28 protein-coding genes and 1 tRNA gene are annotated in these 21007 nt (G+C 32.7%); 17 read left to right on the forward strand and 12 right to left on the reverse strand.

Going from position 1 to position 21007, the window contains the following annotated elements; all coding sequences use genetic code 11:
- The first annotated feature begins 2 nt into the window (after positions 1-2).
- Positions 3-152, forward strand: a complete 150-nt coding sequence (locus H5T45_00525) for a hypothetical protein (GenBank protein MBC7128204.1) — start codon at positions 3-5, stop codon at positions 150-152.
- 294 nt (positions 153-446) lie between these two features.
- On the forward strand, positions 447-893 hold the full coding sequence (locus H5T45_00530; protein MBC7128205.1) for a hypothetical protein: 447 nt from the start codon (positions 447-449) through the stop codon (positions 891-893).
- Here the strand turns inward: H5T45_00530 and H5T45_00535 are convergent.
- Positions 781-2820 carry a PKD domain-containing protein gene (locus H5T45_00535; GenBank protein MBC7128206.1) on the reverse strand — a complete coding sequence of 680 codons (2040 nt, stop codon included), beginning with the start codon at positions 2818-2820 and terminating at the stop codon, positions 781-783. The two genes, H5T45_00530 and H5T45_00535, sit on opposite strands and share 113 nt — an antisense overlap.
- A 137-nt stretch (positions 2821-2957) precedes the next feature.
- Here H5T45_00535 and H5T45_00540 point away from each other — a divergent pair, with 137 nt between their 5' ends.
- Positions 2958-3191, forward strand: coding sequence for a hypothetical protein (locus tag H5T45_00540; GenBank protein MBC7128207.1), 234 nt, complete (start codon positions 2958-2960; stop codon positions 3189-3191).
- Between the two features lie 352 nt (positions 3192-3543).
- Here the strand turns inward: H5T45_00540 and H5T45_00545 are convergent, their stop codons facing one another.
- The gene (locus tag H5T45_00545) at positions 3544-4086 is read right to left on the reverse strand and encodes a hypothetical protein (protein ID MBC7128208.1); all 543 of its coding nucleotides are present in this window, start codon (positions 4084-4086) and stop codon (positions 3544-3546) included.
- Between the two features lie 186 nt (positions 4087-4272).
- Here H5T45_00545 and H5T45_00550 point away from each other — a divergent pair, with 186 nt between their 5' ends.
- Entirely contained in the window at positions 4273-5040 is a 768-nt protein-coding gene (locus H5T45_00550; protein ID MBC7128209.1) for a glycosyl hydrolase, read from the forward strand.
- Here H5T45_00550 and H5T45_00555 read toward each other — a convergent pair whose 3' ends face one another.
- Together H5T45_00555 and H5T45_00560 are read right to left on the reverse strand one after the other, a co-directional pair.
- On the reverse strand, positions 5041-5910 hold the full coding sequence (locus H5T45_00555; GenBank protein ID MBC7128210.1) for a site-specific DNA-methyltransferase: 870 nt from the start codon (positions 5908-5910) through the stop codon (positions 5041-5043). It lies immediately after the preceding gene.
- A complete protein-coding gene (locus tag H5T45_00560; GenBank protein ID MBC7128211.1) occupies positions 5903-6085 on the reverse strand; it encodes an AbrB/MazE/SpoVT family DNA-binding domain-containing protein in 183 nt (60 codons plus the stop codon). The genes H5T45_00555 and H5T45_00560 overlap by 8 nt, the downstream gene beginning before the upstream one ends.
- Before the next feature lie 228 nt (positions 6086-6313).
- Here H5T45_00560 and H5T45_00565 point away from each other — a divergent pair, with 228 nt between their 5' ends.
- On the forward strand, positions 6314-6622 hold the full coding sequence (locus H5T45_00565; protein MBC7128212.1) for a winged helix-turn-helix transcriptional regulator: 309 nt from the start codon (positions 6314-6316) through the stop codon (positions 6620-6622).
- A 19-nt stretch (positions 6623-6641) separates the two neighbouring features.
- Complete coding sequence (locus H5T45_00570; protein MBC7128213.1) at positions 6642-7586, forward strand: hypothetical protein; 945 nt, start codon at positions 6642-6644, stop codon at positions 7584-7586.
- On the opposite strand, the gene tcmP is transcribed toward H5T45_00570, so the two are convergent.
- Together tcmP and H5T45_00580 are read right to left on the reverse strand one after the other, a co-directional pair.
- On the reverse strand, positions 7581-8495 hold the full coding sequence (gene tcmP / locus H5T45_00575) for a three-Cys-motif partner protein TcmP (protein ID MBC7128214.1): 915 nt from the start codon (positions 8493-8495) through the stop codon (positions 7581-7583). The two genes, H5T45_00570 and tcmP, sit on opposite strands and share 6 nt — an antisense overlap.
- 9 nt (positions 8496-8504) lie before the next feature.
- Positions 8505-8699 carry a hypothetical protein gene (locus H5T45_00580; protein ID MBC7128215.1) on the reverse strand — a complete coding sequence of 65 codons (195 nt, stop codon included), beginning with the start codon at positions 8697-8699 and terminating at the stop codon, positions 8505-8507.
- A 158-nt stretch (positions 8700-8857) separates the two neighbouring features.
- Here H5T45_00580 and H5T45_00585 point away from each other — a divergent pair, with 158 nt between their 5' ends.
- Positions 8858-10441, forward strand: a complete 1584-nt coding sequence (locus H5T45_00585) for a transposase (protein ID MBC7128216.1) — start codon at positions 8858-8860, stop codon at positions 10439-10441.
- Between the two features lie 245 nt (positions 10442-10686).
- Positions 10687-11061 (forward strand): response regulator, encoded by a 375-nt coding sequence (locus H5T45_00590; protein ID MBC7128217.1) that lies wholly within the window; start codon positions 10687-10689, stop codon positions 11059-11061.
- A gap of 2 nt (positions 11062-11063) precedes the next feature.
- On the opposite strand, the gene H5T45_00595 is transcribed toward H5T45_00590, so the two are convergent.
- Positions 11064-11447 carry a hypothetical protein gene (locus H5T45_00595; protein MBC7128218.1) on the reverse strand — a complete coding sequence of 128 codons (384 nt, stop codon included), beginning with the start codon at positions 11445-11447 and terminating at the stop codon, positions 11064-11066.
- A gap of 495 nt (positions 11448-11942) precedes the next feature.
- On the opposite strand from H5T45_00595, the gene H5T45_00600 reads away from it, so the two are divergent.
- Together H5T45_00600 and H5T45_00605 are read left to right on the forward strand one after the other, a co-directional pair.
- Entirely contained in the window at positions 11943-12803 is an 861-nt protein-coding gene (locus H5T45_00600; GenBank protein ID MBC7128219.1) for a fumarate hydratase, read from the forward strand.
- Entirely contained in the window at positions 12788-13378 is a 591-nt protein-coding gene (locus H5T45_00605; protein MBC7128220.1) for a fumarate hydratase C-terminal domain-containing protein, read from the forward strand. Before H5T45_00600 ends, H5T45_00605 begins: the two co-directional genes overlap by 16 nt.
- Here H5T45_00605 and H5T45_00610 read toward each other — a convergent pair whose 3' ends face one another.
- Positions 13379-13801: a hypothetical protein gene (locus tag H5T45_00610; GenBank protein MBC7128221.1), complete on the reverse strand. Its 423-nt coding sequence runs from the start codon at positions 13799-13801 to the stop codon at positions 13379-13381.
- Between the two features lie 67 nt (positions 13802-13868).
- On the opposite strand from H5T45_00610, the gene H5T45_00615 reads away from it, so the two are divergent.
- On the forward strand, positions 13869-14144 hold the full coding sequence (locus H5T45_00615) for a hypothetical protein (GenBank protein MBC7128222.1): 276 nt from the start codon (positions 13869-13871) through the stop codon (positions 14142-14144).
- Between the two features lie 2 nt (positions 14145-14146).
- On the opposite strand, the gene H5T45_00620 is transcribed toward H5T45_00615, so the two are convergent.
- Positions 14147-16192 carry a beta-propeller domain-containing protein gene (locus H5T45_00620; GenBank protein ID MBC7128223.1) on the reverse strand — a complete coding sequence of 682 codons (2046 nt, stop codon included), beginning with the start codon at positions 16190-16192 and terminating at the stop codon, positions 14147-14149.
- 53 nt (positions 16193-16245) lie between these two features.
- Complete coding sequence (locus H5T45_00625; protein MBC7128224.1) at positions 16246-16884, reverse strand: hypothetical protein; 639 nt, start codon at positions 16882-16884, stop codon at positions 16246-16248.
- 43 nt (positions 16885-16927) lie between these two features.
- On the opposite strand from H5T45_00625, the gene rpe reads away from it, so the two are divergent.
- The gene (rpe, locus tag H5T45_00630) at positions 16928-17560 is read left to right on the forward strand and encodes a ribulose-phosphate 3-epimerase (protein MBC7128225.1); all 633 of its coding nucleotides are present in this window, start codon (positions 16928-16930) and stop codon (positions 17558-17560) included.
- Here rpe and H5T45_00635 read toward each other — a convergent pair.
- Complete coding sequence (locus H5T45_00635) at positions 17549-17746, reverse strand: hypothetical protein (GenBank protein MBC7128226.1); 198 nt, start codon at positions 17744-17746, stop codon at positions 17549-17551. The genes rpe and H5T45_00635 overlap by 12 nt on opposite strands.
- A 38-nt stretch (positions 17747-17784) precedes the next feature.
- On the opposite strand from H5T45_00635, the gene H5T45_00640 reads away from it, so the two are divergent.
- From H5T45_00640 to H5T45_00655, 4 genes are all read left to right on the forward strand, one after another.
- Positions 17785-18426 (forward strand): MBL fold metallo-hydrolase, encoded by a 642-nt coding sequence (locus H5T45_00640; protein MBC7128227.1) that lies wholly within the window; start codon positions 17785-17787, stop codon positions 18424-18426.
- A 22-nt stretch (positions 18427-18448) separates the two neighbouring features.
- Positions 18449-18533 (forward strand) — tRNA-Leu (locus tag H5T45_00645).
- Between the two features lie 209 nt (positions 18534-18742).
- Entirely contained in the window at positions 18743-19135 is a 393-nt protein-coding gene (locus tag H5T45_00650; protein MBC7128228.1) for a 30S ribosomal protein S8e, read from the forward strand.
- Positions 19125-19409 carry a signal recognition particle protein Srp19 gene (locus tag H5T45_00655; GenBank protein MBC7128229.1) on the forward strand — a complete coding sequence of 95 codons (285 nt, stop codon included), beginning with the start codon at positions 19125-19127 and terminating at the stop codon, positions 19407-19409. The genes H5T45_00650 and H5T45_00655 overlap by 11 nt, the downstream gene beginning before the upstream one ends.
- A 136-nt stretch (positions 19410-19545) precedes the next feature.
- Here H5T45_00655 and H5T45_00660 read toward each other — a convergent pair whose 3' ends face one another.
- Positions 19546-20370: a recombinase family protein gene (locus tag H5T45_00660; GenBank protein MBC7128230.1), complete on the reverse strand. Its 825-nt coding sequence runs from the start codon at positions 20368-20370 to the stop codon at positions 19546-19548.
- A gap of 88 nt (positions 20371-20458) precedes the next feature.
- Here H5T45_00660 and H5T45_00665 point away from each other — a divergent pair, with 88 nt between their 5' ends.
- Complete coding sequence (locus tag H5T45_00665; protein MBC7128231.1) at positions 20459-21007, forward strand: class I SAM-dependent methyltransferase; 549 nt, start codon at positions 20459-20461, stop codon at positions 21005-21007.

Raw genomic sequence — 21007 nt, forward strand, 5'->3', positions numbered from 1 at the left:
AAATGGGCAGAAATTATAGAGAAAGATTTAACAAAGAATATGTTTTTTCAAGATTGAAAACAATATTTGGAGAAAACATAAGAGCAATTACTCTTACTGGAATTGCTGTTACTCTCATGAACATGATTACTTTGTGCAATAAAGTAATTTAAAAAATTAACTTTAAGAAATAAGCAAAAATGATTAAAGGCAAAAATAGCAGGAATTTATCTTTATTTATTCTACATGCCCAATTTACAGTTGTTCCGAATGTCATTTTTCGCCAAGGAATGACCATCTCAACAGATATAAATTGGGTTGAGAATTTTTAAACGAGGGATGTTTTAGCAAACAAAAACGCCAAGGAAAAAACGGTAATAATTTAATACCTCGACAAGATTCATGATGGCTCCCCGGAGGGGGCTTACTATATGAGGGTTTAAAACCCCAAACGCATTTACTTGGTGATGAGTAGGAGAGTTAAAAAGGAGAAAGTGCATAACCCAAAGAGAAGGTATGAATATGCACTTAAACATCTTAACGCCTCTTCTATCCTGGATGGAAACAAAAAACACATAGAAAAATTTGCCAAGTCATGCATGGCTGAAGGGATAGGAAAGTTAAGAATAACAAAATACATCTATACTCTTACAAAAATCTCTGGGATGTTAAAAAAGGATTTTTATGAGGCAAACAAAGAAGATATTGAGCGAATTATTTATGAAATCGAGGAGAGCGATTTATCAGAGTGGAGCAAACATGATTATAAGGCAACTCTGAAAAATTTTACTGGCAGACAAGTTAACTGCAAAAATCATAATTTTGATCTGTTACATGCGAAATCTGTGTTAGGATTCGGAAGTATTGTGATTGCTGCAATAGATAATAATACTCCAGAACAGCAGGTAAATTGAGGTTGAAATACTCAGTAAATAACTTAACTATAAAATAGACTGACCCCCCCCAATAATAGTAGGGTACAGTCATCTCTAAATAGCCCAGTACAGTCTCTCCTCTACTATCCTTTACTGCAACGCAAATTTCCCGAATGCCAGGTGTTTCATAGGAAACTTTAATAGTGTTGTTTTCTAACCAATCTGTATCCCATCCGTCTGGATTAAGAAGGTGGTTAAAGTTCCATCTATAAATATATGGTGGTTTACCCCCATATGCAACTGCCTTTAAAGTTACTGTTTGACCGACTTTTATTTTTTCAGGACCCTCTATATGAACACCCATAGGAGGATAATCTATTGAAACAGTGGTTGAATCTATATCATAATCTCCTTCATTATCATACACGCGCAATTTAACAGTATACCTGCCTATCTGAGTATATTTATATGTGGGTTTATCACCTATGTCATTATGCCAATTATCACCATCATAGAACATCCAATCATACCGATCAATGCAGCACCCGTTTTCATCATTATCATGGCTTTTTGCCCCGTTAAAATGAACATATTGATTGATATATCCATAGTAAGGTCCCCCGGCATCAGCTGTTGGCGGATTCCTTTTTTCAATCACTGTAACGTTTAATCCAGAGGACCAGTCACTTTCGCCATACGCATCTTTTGCTTTAACCTTGATAGTGTAAGTTCCTATATTGGTCCATTGATGAGTAAGAGTTTTTGGCACTCCTTGATCACATTTTTCTGTCCAACCACTATCGGTTCCATCTCCCCAGTCAAACAAATATTTAACAGTATCTCCTTCATAATCATAGGCTGTAGCTGAATACTCATATTCCTGATTTGTATGTACTTCTGTTGGCCCAGTAGGTGGAAGGGGTATGCCCGGAGGAGAATTGATAATGTTGATTCGGATTTTACCTGTTTTGTTACCGTAACTAGAGTTTATATAGATATTCCCTTCATGTAATCCATATCCTAACCTCGATGTATTCACTACAACAGCCCCAGGCCAAACAAAAGAGCGTGGCGCTGGTGCATATGGAGGGAATACACTCATCCAATCACTGTCATCGCTAGTTTTAAAATAAAGTACACCTATTCCCCCATTCCAAACACTAAAGTTGAAAACATAATATTGGTCTTTTAGGCAATCCCCAAAATCATGATCTGGCGGATTTGGAGATACTCGAAGAAGAGGAGATTTGGAGTTATCTGGTTGTATTGAAACATAATTCAATTTTCCCACGGTGTCGGCAACACAAGACTGAAAGCTTGCCAGATAACCTGCAACAAGCGGATAGCATATTATGCCAGCTTGAATTTTAATGTTTTTTCCTTCTTCAACATAAACTGGTGATGAACTTATATGTACGTTTCCATCATAGTTTGTATTAAAATAGTTAAATGGCATAGCATTAATAGCCTCAACAATTTGTTCATATGCAAACAAAACTTCATTAGCTTCGGTATCTATTATATTAAAAAATACCTTTATCGTAAAAACTCCTACAGTCTCCGTTCCCCCTCCAGCTAAGTTTACCCAGCCAGAGTAATCATAATCGAATGTAAACGTAACATAATCATTATCAGTCGGATACCAATTCACTACATTCCAACATGCCTGATAACCACTCAGCACACCAACAACAGCTGATGCACAGTTGGTAACAATTCTTACATCGTTTAGTGTGCCTTCTTCCCATCCTAGATCCCACCCTACCGCACCTCCAATATTCCTGTCCGAGTTCCAACCATCCCAGGGAGGATACAAAGTATCTTCTGATAAGTCACTACTATTACTTGCATTAGATATACCTATAAAAAATCTTCCATGATTATTCTCTGTATTTACGTTTATGGTGCTGTTGTAAATAATCATCAGCAGTAAACATATCAATACTCCCCATATTTTACTTTTCACATTATCTCCCCCTCATCTATCCACCCATTAATTATTAATACATAAAATTATTTATAAAGTTTTCGGTGCAGTTGGTCTTGTAGAATAAAAGAAAAAATTACAAACTAATTTTCTTTCTGTTCTATGAGGGGATGGGAATGAACTGGAAAGATAATATTAGATTGCTTATTGAAAATCTATTTGCATTTTTGGAGAAGTTGGGTGTCAAAAAAGCAAAATATAGAGGAATTGATAGAGTAGCAGTTCAACTTTATATAACAGCGATTACCTCGAATTTAGTTAAAGGGGTGAAATTAATGATTAAGCAAGTAGAAGAAAAAATTAGAGAATTAAATAAAAAAAATCAAAAATTGTTTACTGAATTGTGTTAAATATTTTTCTTCTTTTTTATTTTTCAATTATAATTTTTAGCTACTTTTTCAAAGCATTCTCATATGCATCTTTCCACATATCAACTGTTTTTTGAATTTAAATTTTGCTTATTCTCTCGCCTCTCCTTCCGTAACAATATTATAAATCACTTTCTCCACTCTTTCTATGGCATGAAGAACTTTTTCCAAGGGGCGTGCTTAGAGTTCAGGCGAGGAAAATATTATTTGCATTAGCGGAGTACCATAATTTTGCGAATAAAAGAAGAGGGGGATTATCCCAATAAAATAACTATAAATTCTCCTTCTTCATGGTTTTCTGCTGCTTATTGGTCGCAGTTTCTACTCCTATAGTTCACTTTACATCAAACAACTTCCTTATTTTCGCCAAATCATGATAACTCCACACTTTCTTATTTATCCTTTCCAATAATGCTTCCATTGCTTCCTCCTTCTTTTCAGGAATAAAAGCAATTCCTTTTCCCTTTACCCTCACCCATTGTATCTTTGGAAAGTGCTTTCTTAAAATGTAAACCTTTGTAGATGGATTTTTTGCATTGGTAAAAACATATCCTTTCTCCATTATTTCCTTCAACATTTCCCATGTTCTCTCGCCCAAGGTTTTGTTCCTCACTTTTATGTCTGAAGTATATTTTATCACGATACAATAAGGAATGCCAAGTCTTCTTGCTACCTCTGCCTTGCAGCCCAATTCACGAACCATTTTCCTTATTTGCTCCACTTTTTCCTTTGTGTAAATATACCTTCTTGGAATATCTTTTGTAAAATGCTTCACAAGTCTGTAACTTATTTTCAATTCACGAGAAACTTGTGTTTTTGGCTTTCCAGATAAAACTTCATCCCTAATGCGGTTTATCAAATCTAAGGTTATTTGCATTAATTAAAAATAAGCGATGCGGTTGTATATAAGGATTGTGGACTAAAATTTATAAAATAATTAATAACTCATAATTTATGAAACATATTTCATGCAATTAATGCACATATATTAAGTAAGAAAGTCTTGGAATGTTGTAAGTTATCCAAAATGGTAGGATTTATAAATAACAAGATAATTTTTTTTATGCAAGGATTTGACGAAATAGTGGAAAAATTAAAGAAGATTAAAGAAAAGGGATTTGTTAAAACACATAGAGCAGGCGATACTGGTGTTGGAAAAACTTTAGAAGATTTGTTAGGCATAAAAGAAAATAATGTGCCAGGTCCGAATGCCGAATTTATTGAACTAAAATCAGCGAGAAAAAATACATCAAGCATGCTTACATTATTCACTAAACCACCTTTGCCTAAAAGCACAAATTCTAAACTTCTTCAAGAATTTGGATATGTTACAAAAGATAGCAAAGGTAGAAAACGGTTAGAAACAACTGTAAATGCTGTAAGATATAACACCCTTCGAGGAGGAGTAGGTTTTAAAATAGACATTAAGAGAGATAGAATAGAGCTTGTGACAAAAGGGAGAGGAAAACCAGGATTACAAAATTTTTTTAACAATATCGCTAAAAGAGAAAGCGAAGAGGAAAGAGTTCTTGGATATTGGAAATATGATATACTAAAAAATAGTTTTGAAAGAAAATTACCACAAGTAATGTACGTTAAAGCAGAAGCAAGAGGTAAAGGTAGTGAAGAGGAATTTTGGTATAATGAAGCATGGCTGTTAAGTGGGTTTGATTTCAAAGGTTTCAAAGAATTGCTCAAGGAAGGAGTTATTTTAGTTGATATAAGAATAGGACAATATCCTGATGGACGACCACACGACCATGGAACGGCTTTTAGAGTTTTCAAAAATAATTTGGACAGATGTTTTAAAAACAGAATAAGGATAATATAATTAATAGGGCGGTTTCCAGAAATCCAAAATATATTCAAAGGTTGTTCCAAGAGTGATATAGTTACTCGGGTAGCCAAATATACCAACCTGATTTACTAAGTTTCTTCTATCCCATATAATAGTGTTTCTAAACTCATAACCTACTTTTTCTAACTCTTTTATCACATAAATATGAATAGGTATTCTTTTGTTTTCCCACCATAAATCATTTACATTTATAATGTTATGGGCTTTTGTTTTAAGAAGAGGTAAAATGCCTTTATAAATTTCCCCCAATACTTTTGCGTATTTTTTTGGTTTCATGATTCCTAAATCTCTTGGGTCATTAGAATATTGCTGAACTTCAAGATAATATTCATTTTCTCTTAAATCTCCTCTTAAACTTTTATTTAGTCTCGGTCTGTTTAGCATATTAGCATATGGAGGGGATGTAACCGAAAGAGCAACAGTTTCTTCTTCTAAATATTGAGGGATATTATGAGCATCATCACATATTGCGATTTGTTGGCTGTTTCCTACTAATCTTTGTTGTGATAATCTCTTTTTAGCAAAATCAATGTAATCTTTCTTTAAATCAAAGCCAACCGCATTTCTATCTAAATCTCTCGCAGCAATTAGTGTTGTTCCTATTCCTACAAAAGGGTCTAAAACAAGCTCTCCTCTATGAGTAAGAAGCTCAATACATTTCTTTGGTAATCCAATCGGAAAGACTGCTGGATGGATTTTTTTATCTCTTATATCTCTCCTTTCGTAATAGAACTCCCAAATTGCTACTTGACCTTTGACCCAATCTTTTGGCTTAATACAGCTTATATAGTTGGGTGGGCAGTTGCATGTTCTTTGGTAGTTTATTTTTAGTTTTTCAATCATCCTCAATCCTCCTAGGATTTACCTCAATAATCATTTTATTACTTTTAACTTTTAATATCCATTCCAACTCATCTCCTTCTTTTAAACCAAATTGCTTTACAATGCTAATTGGGATAGTAGTTCTTAATGAATTTCCTGTTGTAGATGCTTTTGAAATAATTGTTTTAAATCCCATTTTAATCAAATATAAAATACAATTCAAAATATAAATTTTTTGGAAAAAAAATTTGTAATAAAAGTTACCTAAAAATTTATACGCCTGATTGCATAAATTCCTTTGAGTAAAATATTTGATAAGGGCGCCAGTAGATGAGCAAAATTTTAAGGATTTCTAAGTGGAAATGAAGAAATAAAAGAATTTAATATAGTAAATTTTATAAATTAAATTCTTTTTATAAAATATATGATTAAAAATATTTCAAAAGAAATTTTAATCAGAAAATCTTTACAGTATATGCAAAATATTCACAAGCTATTAGGACAAAAATATGTTCGACTAATTTTGGAGGAATTAGAGAAAGATGATAAAAGTTTTAGTGAAATTGCTTATAACGTTGTAAAAAATACCGCTATGGCAAACAACACTCTGAAAAAACTCCTTGCAGAGAATTTCGTAAAGAAAAACAATAAAGGTAGAAAAACAATATATTCTATTACGGAAAAAGGTAAAGAATTGCTAAATTATATTAGGGTTGGTGATAAATTTGAATGATTATATTTTATTAAAAAAAGTGAAAATAAAATTTCAGGAAAGAAAGTTAATTAATGGAGAAACAAAAATTCTTCCTATACAAGTAGGAGATGGCTCAATAATAAAATTGTTTGATAAAACTCCATATCCTAAAAAAGAGAATGATGTTGTGTGTCCTCATTTTATTGAATTGAAATGGGCTAATGGATGCAATTTCAACTGTGCATGGTGCTATTTAAATGGAACTTTTAGATTTAGACCAAATGGAAAAAAGCCATATGCAAAAAATATCGAAAAAGTTAAATCACATCTTTTATCCTTTTTCGAGCAGGTAAAAAAACCTTATGTTTTAAACAGCGGAGAAATATCAGACAGCTTGGTTTTTGAAGGAACTGAATATGCAATTACAAAAACTATAATCCCTCTTTTCTTACAGCAAGATAAACATAAGTTGTTAATACTTACAAAATCAGTAGATATAAATGACTTACTCAAAGTTCCATCCGACAAAATAATAGTAAGTTATAGCATAAATGCGGAAGAAGTAGCAAGACGGTGGGAAAAAGCTCCATCAATAGAAAAAAGATTAAAGGCAATAAGCATTCTTCAATCTGCTGGTTTTGAAATAAGATTAAGAATAGACCCATTAGTTTCTATTGAAAATTGGAAGGATTGTTATGGTAGATTAATTGAGGAAATGATTAATAAATATGAAATAAATCCATCAAGAATAACTATTGGCTCTTTGCGTGGGCTCCAAACAACTATTCAACACTCTTTGGATAAATCATGGGTTGTTTATCTAAAAGAAAGCACAAATTGGGGTAAAAGAATTGATTTTGATAGCAGGTTTAAGATGTATTCATTCATTATTGAAAAGCTGGAAGGAGAGGGGATTAGAAGCATAGCATTCTGCAAGGAAACAATAAAAATGTGGAATAGTTTAGGAAAGGATTATAAAAAGATTGAATGCAATTGTTTATGATGAAAATTCATCCAATAGTTTTATTCCTTTTTCTTTTGCTATAGCCTTTTTATAAAATTTAAAATTTTCTTTCACCCATTCATCCTCTTTTATCTTCTTTATATAGGGTTCGAATTTCTTAGAAATTATTTTATAGGCATCTGGAACAGAAGTCGCAAAAATAAGATAATATATCACATTATCAGCGGTTGTTTGATTAATATTGAAATAAACTGTATCATATCCTAATCTGCTTAGTTGAGAGATAAAAATATCACAAATTGCTTGATGAAATTTTTTCCCATTTCTATCTATCAACCATTTTCTCCACTCTTGTGTTCCTATTGCCTTGTCTACACTACATAAATACTCATTTTTCTTTGCTTCTAAAAGATTTTTTCTTTTAGATTGTTTAATATATTGTTGCATAGTGTAGGTCATAAGAGTTATTATCAATTCTGGTTTTCTAATATAATCGGGGGAAGAAAAAGAATGACTGCTTATTTCCTTAATTGTTGAGAAATAGAGATGATTATGATTTGAAGGGTCGAGAAAGAATATACTCCATTCGTTGGAAGGAATTAATTTTAGAACTTTTTTATATACAACATTTGTGTCTTCATTAAAAATCTTTAGAACATATTCGTTATACGGCTCTAAAGCTATTTTTAAATTGTTAATTTTTGAGGCATCTATATCATTAAATATACATTTCAAATATAGGTTTTCTTTTTTTGCGTATTCAAGAAGACTAAAGTAAGGAGGGGCCCATTTCTGCAAGGGTGCTCTATTACATTTACATATTCCATCCCCGGCATACAAATCCACATAAAATAATTTTTTATTTTTGCCTTTCATAACATTTCTACATATCCTAAAGTAACACCCAAGAATCCTATGTTTTAAAGATGTATGGGGTTTCACTTCCATACATATCCCTTATTTCTTTTTTCTGGTTTTCCATGCTTTTTTTGCTGCCTCGCTCCTCTTTTTTCTGTTAGTTTCTATCCATAGTATTATGGCGTCTTCTAAAGCTTTCTTAAGATTTCCTTTTTTCATGCCTTTTTGTCTATATACTTCTTCTCTGAACTCCTTTTCCAACTCATCAGATAATATTACATCTATTCTACCCATAACACCAATATTTAATTTTAGAATATAAACTTTTCTGTATATCCACTTAACCACAAAATTTATAAACTCTAAAAATATTAACTTATGTGGATATACACAATTAAAAGATATACCGCCACAGGCTCCTCCTAATCCCCAGCCTGTGACGGGAGGAACTCATGTCCTCAAAAAATAATAAAAGCAGGATTAATAAGCATAACGCCGTATTCATAGATACAAGAGTAAAGAAAAGGATAGATAACAGCATCTACTCTATTTTTAAATACTCAACAGAAAATGAAATAAAAGTTGTAAATTTAATTTTACAACTTGATTTGGGTTTACTCAAGAAAAAGAAGTATAGAGAGATAAAGTATTCTTATGAAGGATTATTGAAAGCCGTTCTTTTGATGAAATTAAAGAATATAAAATTTATAACGGAATTGGTTGAATATCTCCAAAACCATAAAAGGGAGGCAAAGAAACTAGGACTAAAACAAGTTCCAGATAGGAGAACATTCAGCTACTTCATTAATCATGTTTTGGATGATAAAACAAAAGCCATGATTGATTATATAGCAAGAAAGATTATGGAGATTGCCGACAAATTTTCCATAGATTTGAATATTGAGCCAGCAATAGAAAAGCCAAAGAAGAAAGTGGCTAAAAGCACGATTTATCATAAAAAGAATAAAAAATCAAAGGAGTTAGCAAGGTTGCTTAAAAAGAAAATATCACCATTTTTAGAGTTAAATATAGGAAAAAATGCAGTCTATAAGAAAAATGATTTTGTTGACTTGTTAATCCATTTAGCATTAACCCAAGATTTTGCAGAAAATGGTTCAAAAACTCTGAGAGAAATTAGAAAATGTGTTCCAGATGCAGACACCTTGCTTTATCATTTAAAGAAATACAGTAATTTGAAGGATTTGCAGAGAATATTCACAATCATTTTTGAAAAGATATGGGAAATGGCAAGAAAAGAGAATTTATTCAACCCCTATAGGAAATATGATGTTGCAATCGATTTTACAGATTGGTTATTTTATGGAGATAAAACAGCCCCTATGATTGTGGGAACAAAACCAAAGGATGGAACTGATAAGTGTTATAGATTTGCTACAATTAATATTGTTGAAGCAGATAGGAGATTTACTCTCCTTGCTTTACCAGTTGGTCACTTTGATAAAAAAGAAGATATTTTGGCAAAATTGATAGAATATGCAAAACAGAGGATAAGAATCAGGAAAGTTTATTTGGACAGAGGATTCTTTTCCACCAAATGCATTCAAACCCTCAATAAACACCACCTAAATTTCTTGATGCCATGCACTTCATATTCTACCGTCATTCATTTATTGAAAATATCGCCAGCTCCTTCTGTTGTAAAAGATTTTAGAATAGGAGATGTGCTAATAAATGTGGTAATTGTTGAGAGTGATGGAAAGAAATACGCTTTTGCAAGCAATGAAGACTGGGATGAAAATGATGTTGACTTGGCAGATAAAATTTTTAGGCAATACGGAAAAAGATGGGGAATTGAAACAAGTTATAGAGTCAAGAAACATTCATTTCGCCCAAAAACCACCTCAAAGAACTATCTCATAAGATTTTTTTATTTCATGTTCTCTGTTCTGATGTATAATCTCTGGATTTTATTGGATATTATTCTTTGCATTCTCGTTTTTGGAATGAAAAAAGCAAGGCATATTATAACTTCAAAGTTATTTGCAACAATATTTTACAAGTCAGGAGATGGATAACATGATGCTTGCAGTTTGTGTTTTTTACAAAATATGTGTCTATTGTGAAGTAACATAATTTTGGTGGGATTTGCTGTTTTTAACGCAAATTGTTTTCTATAATGTGGTTTTAATTCACTATTTTCCTTTTAATTTATGGTTAGATAATAGTATTATCTGCAAACCTTCATGGCGTTTTTATTGCACCTTCGGAACTACTGAATTTAATGGATAATTTTAAATATAAAATTTAATTCTGATAAAAGATGATTAGAATGCTTGTTATAGAAGATGAGGAACCAATCCAGGAATTAATAAAGGAATATCTCGCCCCTTTAAAATTAGAAATACATCAGGCATTTAGTGGGGAGGAAGGAGTGGAAAAATATAGAGAACTTTTTGAAAATAAAAAAAGACCCGACATAGTTATAATGGATCTAAAGTTGCCTGGTATAGATGGGGTTGAAACAACAAAGAGAATACTAAAAATTGATTCTGAAGCAAATGTCTATGGTTTCACTGCCTACTTTGGCACTGAATGGGCAAAAGAGCTGGAAAAGGCGGGCGCAAAGGGAATTATAGCAAGACCTGTTGGTTTTGATGGTTTTAGGGAAATAATAAAAGAATTGTTGAAAATATAATTTTATCTGCTAAACCATAGCTCTTCCGGTATTTCTGAATAAATGTCTTCGTAATCTTCTTCTTCCACTTTTTCCTCTTTTCTTCTTTTTCCTTTTTCCTTGTATTTTAATATCGCCTCTTTGTTAATACACCAGTAATGGGTGCGCCAGCTCCTGCCGTCATAAATTGTTGTTTCTTCTCTTTCAGTTAGGAGCATCCCCTCTTCTTCAAGAATATAAAATAACTGCCTGTCCTCAGGCTCAAGTATATTGTCAATTATTCTGTCTTCAAAGCCAAATAAATCCATAACAAAATTTGCATCCTTTAAAGCAGATTCATAATCTATATCAACACGAGATGCTATTGCCATAGCAAGATCTTCGAGTGTGATAATCATGGGAAACATAAATATTTTTTTATATAAAAATTTAGCGATATTGCCAAGTATTTCCGAATGTGAAGCAATGAATTGTTGTTGTTAGTGTTCTACAACAAATTCTGGATGAAAATTTCCTTTATTTTATCCAAAATAAAGGATTTCACAGGCTTTTTGGAAAATTTGCTATATCTTAAAAAATAATAGAGAAGATACTCCTGTATCAATGCAAGAAATAGGAATAAAACAATTTCGACTGAATTAAAATGTTAATTATCCTTTTCATCTTATTCTCCCTTTTTTCCTTAATCTTTTACAACCATTTTCTGGCTATCTATCGTTGAGTATAGATAAGAGAAGCCAGCAATTTCTCATCTCTGTATGATTAATTATATCTTGAATAAAAATTTATCTAATATTCCTTAATGATTTATTATTGCCTCAGGACTTTAATTTTTTCTAAATTTTCACTTTCAGAAATACTGAAATTTCAGTTAAATTTTTAAATATAAATTCCATAACAGCATGAAAGATAAGATAACAAATGCCATCGCTGATTTAATTTCTTCTGCTGTAATTGATTTGTCCTCAGATGTTGAAGAGGCACTGAGGAAGGCGATGGAAAAAGAAGATGAAATAGGAAAAGCGCAACTTAAAGCAATTCTTGAAAATGTTGAGCTTGCAAGAAAACAGAAAAAGCCAATTTGCCAGGATACAGGAACACCAACTTTTTTTGTAAAACTGGGAGTAGATTTTCCATATAGAGGTATAATTGAAGAAGCAATTGTTGAAGGAGTAAGAATAGCAACAAAAAATGTGCCTCTGCGCCCGAATGCGGTTGACCCTATAACAGGAAAAAACAGCGGTGATAATACAGGAAATTTTGTTCCCCCGATACACTGGGAAATCTTTAAGGGAGAGGATTGCATAATTGTTGCGATGCCCAAAGGAGGGGGCTCGGAAAATGCTTCTGTTGTAAAAATGCTTCCTCCGGGAGTGGGAATTAAAGGAGTTAAAAAATTTGTGCTCGAATGGATTGCATCGCTTGGCGGCGACCCCTGCCCGCCCACAACTGTAGGTGTTGGGATTGGTGGGAGTGCGAATGTCGCCATGGATTTAGCAAAGAATGCATTGATAAGGAAAATAGGAGAAAGGCACAAAAACAAGGAGATTGCAAAAATTGAGGAAGAGCTTCTGGAGGCGATAAATTCTACTGGTATAGGAGCAATGGGGTTAGGGGGAAAAACAACAGTGCTTGATGTGCATGTTGAAGTTGCTCATCGCCATCCCGCATCACTTCCTGTTGCAATAGCTGTTCAATGCTGGGCAAATAGAAGGAAAAGCATTAAAATAGATAAGGAGGGAAAAATATGGAATATAGATTGAATTTACCAGTCGGCGAAGAAGAAATTTTGAAGATAAAAGCTGGAGATGTTGTGTATTTAAATGGCACGGTTGTAACCGCAAGAGATGAGGCACATAAAAAAGCAATAGAAATGTATGATAAAAAAGAAAAATTGCCAATTGATTTTTCAAAAGTTGCAGTTTATCACTGCGGACCAATAGTAAAGAAAGAAAAGGAAGGATGGGTTGCCATTGCAGCTGGTCCAACAACAAGCAGAAGAATGGAGATATTTGAATACGATTTTATAAAGAGATTTGGAACCAGAATAATAGTAGGCAAAGGGGGAATGGGTGAAAAAACAGGCAAAGCATGCAAGGAATTTAAAGCAATATATGCAGCATTTACTGGCGGGGCGGCGGTTCTTGCTGCGAATGCAATAAAAGAAGTTAGAGGTGTTTTCTGGCTTGAAGAAATGGGTATGCCAGAGGCACTATGGGTTTTTGAAGTTGAAAATTTTGGTCCTCTGGTAGTTACAATAGATGCTCACGGGAAGAATATAACTGAAGAGGTTAAGGAAAAAGCTAGCGAAATTGTTAAAAAAATTGAATTCAAATAATTATAATTTGCTCGCGAAATCCTCAACTTTTCTCTCCCAGCCCTTCATCAAACCATTTCCTGTGAATGCATCTTTACCAACCTTAAAATCTACCTCAGCTATTTTTACCATCTTCTTTTTTGAGAGAATTTTTTCCATCTTGTGAAGCTTGCTATTCTCCATGCCATGGGTGTTAATTATTGCATATTTTTTTCCTTCCATACCCTCGAGCTTTTTCATTAACTTTCTCATGTTCCTCTGGATTTTAAATATCTCTGTGGGAGCAGAAAATATGTATAAATCTGCCTCAGGCATTGAAGAAGGATTTATTTCATTGGTTTTGAAAATCTTTACTTCTCCTTTGTCTCTTAATTTTTCTGCAAGATAATCAACAATTCTCTTCCCGTTTCCATATCTCGACCAATAAACGATTGCATATTTCATTTATTCACCGCGTTAGAACAAAAGGAAAATTTTATAAAAATATTTTGGTTTAAGATTTGGTGAAAAAGTGATAGGAATAGTTATATTGTATAAATTAAAAACACCAATGAGTAAGGAAGAGGTAAAGAAGGCAAGGGAGGAATGGAATAAGTTCAAGAAATCACTGACAAAGGATGTAAAACTGATAGGGGAATATGCACATGCATGGGGCACTTCTTACAATGGATTTATGATTATGGAAGCAAAAAGTTTTGAAGCCTTTCAGAAATTCTGGGAAAAATTCAGAAATGTTACAAGATGGTATGCAATAGAGACACATACAATATTTGGGGAAAAGGAGTAAAATTATAGTAAATCTATTGCAACAATTTCTTTCAAATCAGTTATATTATTTGATTTTATCATTGCATTTGAAATTGTGTAAAGAATATCATCTATATACAGGGAGCGAGTAATCTTGTAGTTATAATCAAAGAATTGGTATGATGAAATTGATAAAACAAACTCATCCAATTTTTCATCTCCCTCTAATAAATCCATCTCAACAGTTGTATATCCATTTCCCTTTACCCTGAATAAATAATGGTATGTTGTAATATTTCCAGAAATTTCATTGCTTTTTTCAATTAGTTCAACAAAATTTCTATCATATCTACTGTCAATTATCCATTCTTTATCACTTCCACATTTTAGATTTATTTCAATTTTATCTCCGGGTCTAAATTCTCCATAATAGTAGTTGATACTTTCATTGTGAGTATAGTTATAGGTATATGTCTTTTCTCCAATTTGCTCATGGTATATTTTTCCTATATAAGATATACCATTTTCAATGCTGAATACATAAACTCCTGCGAAATCTTGCATTTCTACAGGAATAACAAGAATATTTTTTGATTTACTCAAAAGAAAGGCATGATGGTCCCAGGATGCTTCAGAATATGCTCCTTCTATTACATATTTCGATATTTCTTTTGGCTCTGAAAAATTAGATACATCAAATAGAGCAACTTTTAATCCAGTCCTTCTTCCTTCTTCAGTTGCTTCAAATCCAACACCTATTAAATGCCTTTCATCATAAACATGCAGGTATTCAGAAGCACCGCTAACTTTTAAATTTCCAAGCTCAACTGGCATGTAAGGATTACTTAAATCTATAACAAAAAGCGGGTCAACCTGACGAAATGTCACAAGATAAAGCATATCCTCCATAAATCTCGCAGAATAAATTCTCTCGCCCTCCGCCAGCCCCTCGAGCGAGCCGACAATTTGCATGTTTTCGTTGAGCACATATACATTATTTTTTGATTCTGAAAGGCTTTCATTCCACCATTCCGCCTGCTTTGTTGTTACTATCCTAAAATAGCCATTGTACTCATCCATCGAAAACTGATTTAAAACATGCCCTACAACGCTCCCGCTTGCCTCCATCTTTATATCTTTTCCATTGATAGCAAATCTATATATCTTTGTTTCCTGTGATGGCTTGTTTCCTTCAATCCATATATACCAGTAATTTGTTGTTGTTAGATAAATGTTTGAATAAGAAACATATATGGTGCTTGAATCGCCTATCAGAAAAACTTTTTCACTGCTTTCTCCACTTGATATATTAACTGCGGATATAATTGTATAGGTATATGAGTTCTCGGGTGCATCCACATATTCTATTTCATTTGCGGGAATTTCATATAAATTTTCATTCTTTTCTATTCTTGGTAGAGGAATTTCATCATAGTAATAATATATCGCTTGATTTGAGATAATATAAATTGTTTCATTTATCATTCTTGAATTGGAGTAAAATCCACTTATGCTATATTTGAAAAACTCGGAAGGATTTTCTCTATCTGATATATTATATAATTGCAAAACTGTTTTTGGGGAATAGTATCCTTTATCTTCTCCCGCTTTAATCAGGGGATACCACTCATATACCCCAATTACTGCTAGACTATCTCCATTAACAAAAATTCCATATACATGATAATCAAGTTCAATGAATGATAAAATTTCCATTTCATCTGCTTTTATAATAAAAACCCTGCTTCCATCATTTTTTGTTGTTACTTTATATATATAATCTCCATCTGTTTTAACAATATCAGCCTCATCTACTCCTTCTACCTGAACATTTGTTTTTGAGAAATCCTTCTCCATTTTTTCAGGTGAATAATAAAAATCATTCAATAATTTTGCATCTTGCGCTTCATTATATATTCTTATCGGGCTTATAGCATTATTTTTTATAAAAGAAGTTAGTTCTTCATATGAATTAAATCTTTTTATATTTCCTGAAAATGCCTCACCACTCTCTGGATTAATTAAAATCACAAGTGTTGCTATCAATACAGTTGCAAACAAGGCTGCCGCAACAATTTTCTCTTTCATAGAGATATATTAAAATTTTATATTTAATGGTTTAGAGATTGTTAGCCAATTTGTTAATCTTCCCAGATTGCATCTAAAACATCAGCGATTTTCTTTGCCTTTTTTTCTCCTATTCCTTCAACTTGCTTTAAATCCTCAATGCCCGCATTCATAACATTTCTTACACTCTTAAATCTGCTGAGCAGTCTTTTTGCTAAAACCGCAGAAACATCTGGCAAACCTTCGACAATAAACTGCTGCCATTCTTTTAATTCCATTTTTGGCTTTTTTCCTCTTAGAGCAACTTCTCTCTTATTTTTTAATTGCTCCCTGCATGCAATTGAATAAATTATAAATGATGTTTCTTCCCTGCTATCTGTTTTTATTACAGGAATATTATAATCAACAAGAATGCATGCAATTGCTCCATAAAGTGCTTTCATATTGAATTTCCTTTCAAATTCTTCATTTTCTATAACAATAACTGGCTTTTCATATGCTTCCCTTAGTCTAACTATCTGATCAAATATCCTCTTTTTTATTATTGAATCAACGAAATCATTCATTGTCTTCCTTTCAATACATATTCTTTCGCTTAAAACATAATCCCCAACTGCAAGTTGTTTTATTTCAACATCTGCAATTGAAGAAAGAATGGATGGTATGCCAGAAAAAACTTCTCTTGAATCAGTTATTATTTTTATTTTTTGCATAAAGTAAAAAATAAATTTTTATATTTATTTTGCTTAAGATATTATGATAATTGCACCATCTCTCCTTTCAGCAAACTTTTCCTGCCTGGAAGAAGAAATTAAAAAATTGGAAGATGCAAAAGCGGACTGGCTGCATCTTGATGTGATGGATGGAAATTTCGTTCCAAATATAACCTTTGGACCATGTGTTATAAAAAGCATAAGAAAAATAACAGATATGCCATTTGATGTGCATCTTATGATAGAAGAGCCAGAAAAGCATTATTTAAATTTTTTGGAGGCGGGGGCAAATATAATAACTGTGCATGCTGAAGCAACAAAATCCCTTTACAGACTTTTAGATGAGATAAAGAAAAATTGCAAGGCGGGGGTGGCAATAAACCCTGCAACTCCTCTTTCATCAGTTGAAAATGTTCTTGATATCGTGGATTTAATTCTTATAATGACGGTTGAGCCTGGCTTCGGCGGGCAAAAGTTTATAGATAAGATGGTTGAAAAAGTAAGGATGGCCAAGAAAATTATTGGTAAAAGAAAAATTTATCTTGCGGTCGATGGGGGCGTTAATGACAAAAACGCTAAAATTTTGAAGAAGGCGGGCGCAAATGTTCTTGTATCTGGCTCGTATATTTTCAGGAGTAAAAATTACGAAATGGCGATAAAAAAATTAAGATTTTAACTTATCTTCGAGTTTTTTAATCTTTAATCTTATCTTTTCCAGCCTTTTCTCATACTTTTCCTTCAATTTTCTATATTTTTTCTCTGGAATTTCTCCTTTCCTTTTATCAAGCTCTTCCATATCCTTCCTTATCATCCCCCTTATTTCATTTAGTTCCTCTATTCTGTCCATTATTTTTTGATTCATGCACAGTAATTTAAATAAAAAAGATAAATTTTACTATTATGGAAGTTAAAAAATATTTAGGGTTTGGATTTGAATCAAATGTCTATCTTATAAAGAGTGAAAAAATTGCAATAATTGACACTGGAACTGGTTTTTATTCAAAAAATTTAATGGATGATTTGAGGAAAGAAATAAATCTTGAGGAAATAGAATACATAATACTGACACATGAACATTTTGACCATTGCGGAGGGGCAAAGGAATTAAAGGAGTTTAGCAATTCAAAGATAATTGCACATGAAAATTCATCATATATACTTGAAGGAGGAATTAATATAAGTGCCTCTTTTTTCAATGCGGTGCAACCAAAAATTGAAATTGATTTAAAAGTTAAAGGAGGAGAAATAATAAATTTAGGAGATATTGATTTAAAAATTTTCCACACCCCCGGACATTCAAAAGGAGGCATATGCATTTATGAAAAAAATAGCAAATCTCTCTTTTCTGGAGACACTGTTTTTGCTGACGGAAATGTAGGAAGAACTGATTTTTTTGGAGGTGACTTTGAGGAGTTAAAAAGATCAATAAAAATGCTTCGCTCACTTGAAATAAAAAATTTATATCCAGGACATGGTGAGTATATTATCGGCAACGGTGGAAAGCATGTGGCAATGGCTGAAAAAATGTTAGATAAATTTTAATATCTTTTATATTTTCAAATTAGCAGGGGTTGCCGAGCATGGACAAAGGCGCAGGCTTGAGGGGTCTGTCTCGAAGGAGTTCGAGGGTTCAAATCCCTCCCCCTGCACTACCTTTACATCATAAACTTAAATTACAAGCCCGCAGGCAAAAATCTGAAAGAAAAAGGTGAAGTTTCAGATTATAAATTTTTGTGTTCATCTTTTTGTGATACATCTTATAACTGCTTTACTCAGTAGATTACAACAATTTGTTTTAGGTTAATTATTCTAAAAAATTTCAAAAGCAAAAATTATTTATACCTTTTATATTCCAACTATGCAGTGGCATGGAAGAAGCAGGAGAAAGGAAACAGGAGGAATTTACAGGCAGGCAAGGAAGAAAAGGAAATACGAGATTGGAAGAGACCCAATTTTACCATTAATAGGAGAGGATAAATTAAAGAAAATAAGAGTTAGAGGAGGAAATTATAAAGTGATGGTTGTATCTACAAAGCATGCAAATGTTACAAATCCAAAGACAGGAGAAACAAAAAAAGTTGAAATAAAAGATGTTGTTGAAAACCCTGCAAATCCTCACTATGTAAGAAGGGACATAATAACAAAGGGAGCGATAATCCTTACAGAAATTGGAAAGGCAAAAGTTACTTCTCGCCCGGGTCAGCATGGCTGCATAAATGCTGTTTTAATGGAAGAAAAGAATGAAGGATAAATGGGTTATATGGCCGTGCTATTTTGATATTGATTTAAGCAGAAAAGATGGAAGGAAGGTTAAAAAAAATATTGCAATTAAAAATCCCAGCATAGATGAAATTTTTCAAATTGCAAAAAAATTGGGGCTAAATCCATTAAAAGAGGAAAAAAGTTATCCAAAAAGATGGTGGAAGAAAGAAGGAAGAATACTTGTTGATAAAAAAGGAAGGAAAGTTGAGATAATAAGGAAAATAGGCGAAGAAGTTTATAATAAAAGATTACAAAGTAAATGAAGTATATATATTAAATAAACAAAGTATATGTTTTTCTAATAACAAAAATTTTCTATTAGGGCAAAATCATTTTAGTATATTAAAAAAATAAACTCGGATAATAAAGTATAGATACTCTATATACAAAGAAAACAAATTATATATATTTTTTCTTCATTCCTTCAATAACAAAAATTTTTCCCTTCCTTTTTGCTTTTTTTGCCTTTAAAATTTGAATTCTATTGAAATCTTCTATCTCAACAACTTTTTCATGTCCTCCAGAAAAAAGAATATCATCCCATTCAATCAGCCCACAATAAATTGGATTTGAAAGGATTCTTGAAACCGTTTTTTTATCCCATTTTCCACCATATTTGCTCCTCGCATTTCCATCAAGCCATTCACATATTTCCTTCAAACTCATGCCCTGCAAGTATTTCCCATAAATATCTCTTACAACCCTCAACTCTTCTTCAATTCCAGCAAGCTTTCCATCCCTATACTCATACCCGTATGGAGGGGGCGAGCCGAGCAACCCGCCAGCTTGCTTTGCCTTCTGGCGCATGCCGTCATACACTCTTTCGCCAATCTGCTCGCTTTCGAGCTGGGCTATTCGCTGGATTATGTCCATTACAAACCTTCCCATTGCTGTGCTTGTATCGAGGCTTTCTGTCATTGAAACGAATTCCTTGCCTTTTGCTCTCAATTTTTCCATCATCAGCATGAAATTTTTTGTGTTTCTATGGATGCGGTCCATTTTTATTACAAGCAGTGCATCCCATTTATCAATTTCTTCCATCATTTTCTGGTATGCTGGCCTTTTTATGTCTCTCCCGCTGTATCCATCATCAACATACTCGCCCACTATTTCCCAGCCGCGGGCAACGCAATAACTTCGCAATTTTTCAAGCTGATTGCTCAAGCTATATCCTTCCTTTGCCTGGTCTTCCGTGCTAACTCTTGCATATATTGCTACTTTCATGTGGCTCACGGTAATCCGATAGCCACTAAAAATCTATAAAATATAAATTTTGCTAAATTTTTAATAGATAATTTTATTTACAAAAAGTATGCAGACAAAAAGAATGCATGACCGCATGTTTATTTTTGCTGAAAAATTTTTATCAAAATTTTTTGCAAAGGCATATATCAATTTTTTTGAAAAAGCAATAATTGAAGAATTTGAAATGGTTGGAATAAAAGAAAATGATAAAATTCTTCATATTGGATGCGGTCCGCTTCCAAACACGCTCATCTCTCTTGCAAAAAATATTAAAGCAAGATATTTTGGAATAGATGTTGACGAGCAAGCAGTTAATATTGCAAAAGAAATTGTTTCAAAATATAATCTTGATATAAAAATTGAGGAAGGAAATGCCTTAAATTATCCAATTGATGGTTTTGATGTGATAATAGTATCTTTTGGAGTAGAGCCACGCAGTCAAGTTTTTGAAAGAATAAGAAGAGATTGCAAAAAAAATGCAAGAATAATATGCAGAAAACAGTGGGATTTCCTCGATCCCATATTTGGAAAAAAAGAATTGCCAAATGGCTTTAAAGTAATTGGAGAGCATAAAAGGAGAGATTTAATAAAATCCTATTTATTGAAGAAGTTGTAA

The organism is Thermoplasmatales archaeon (genome assembly GCA_014361245.1).
Taxonomy (GTDB): Archaea; Thermoplasmatota; E2; order UBA202; family JdFR-43; genus JACIWB01.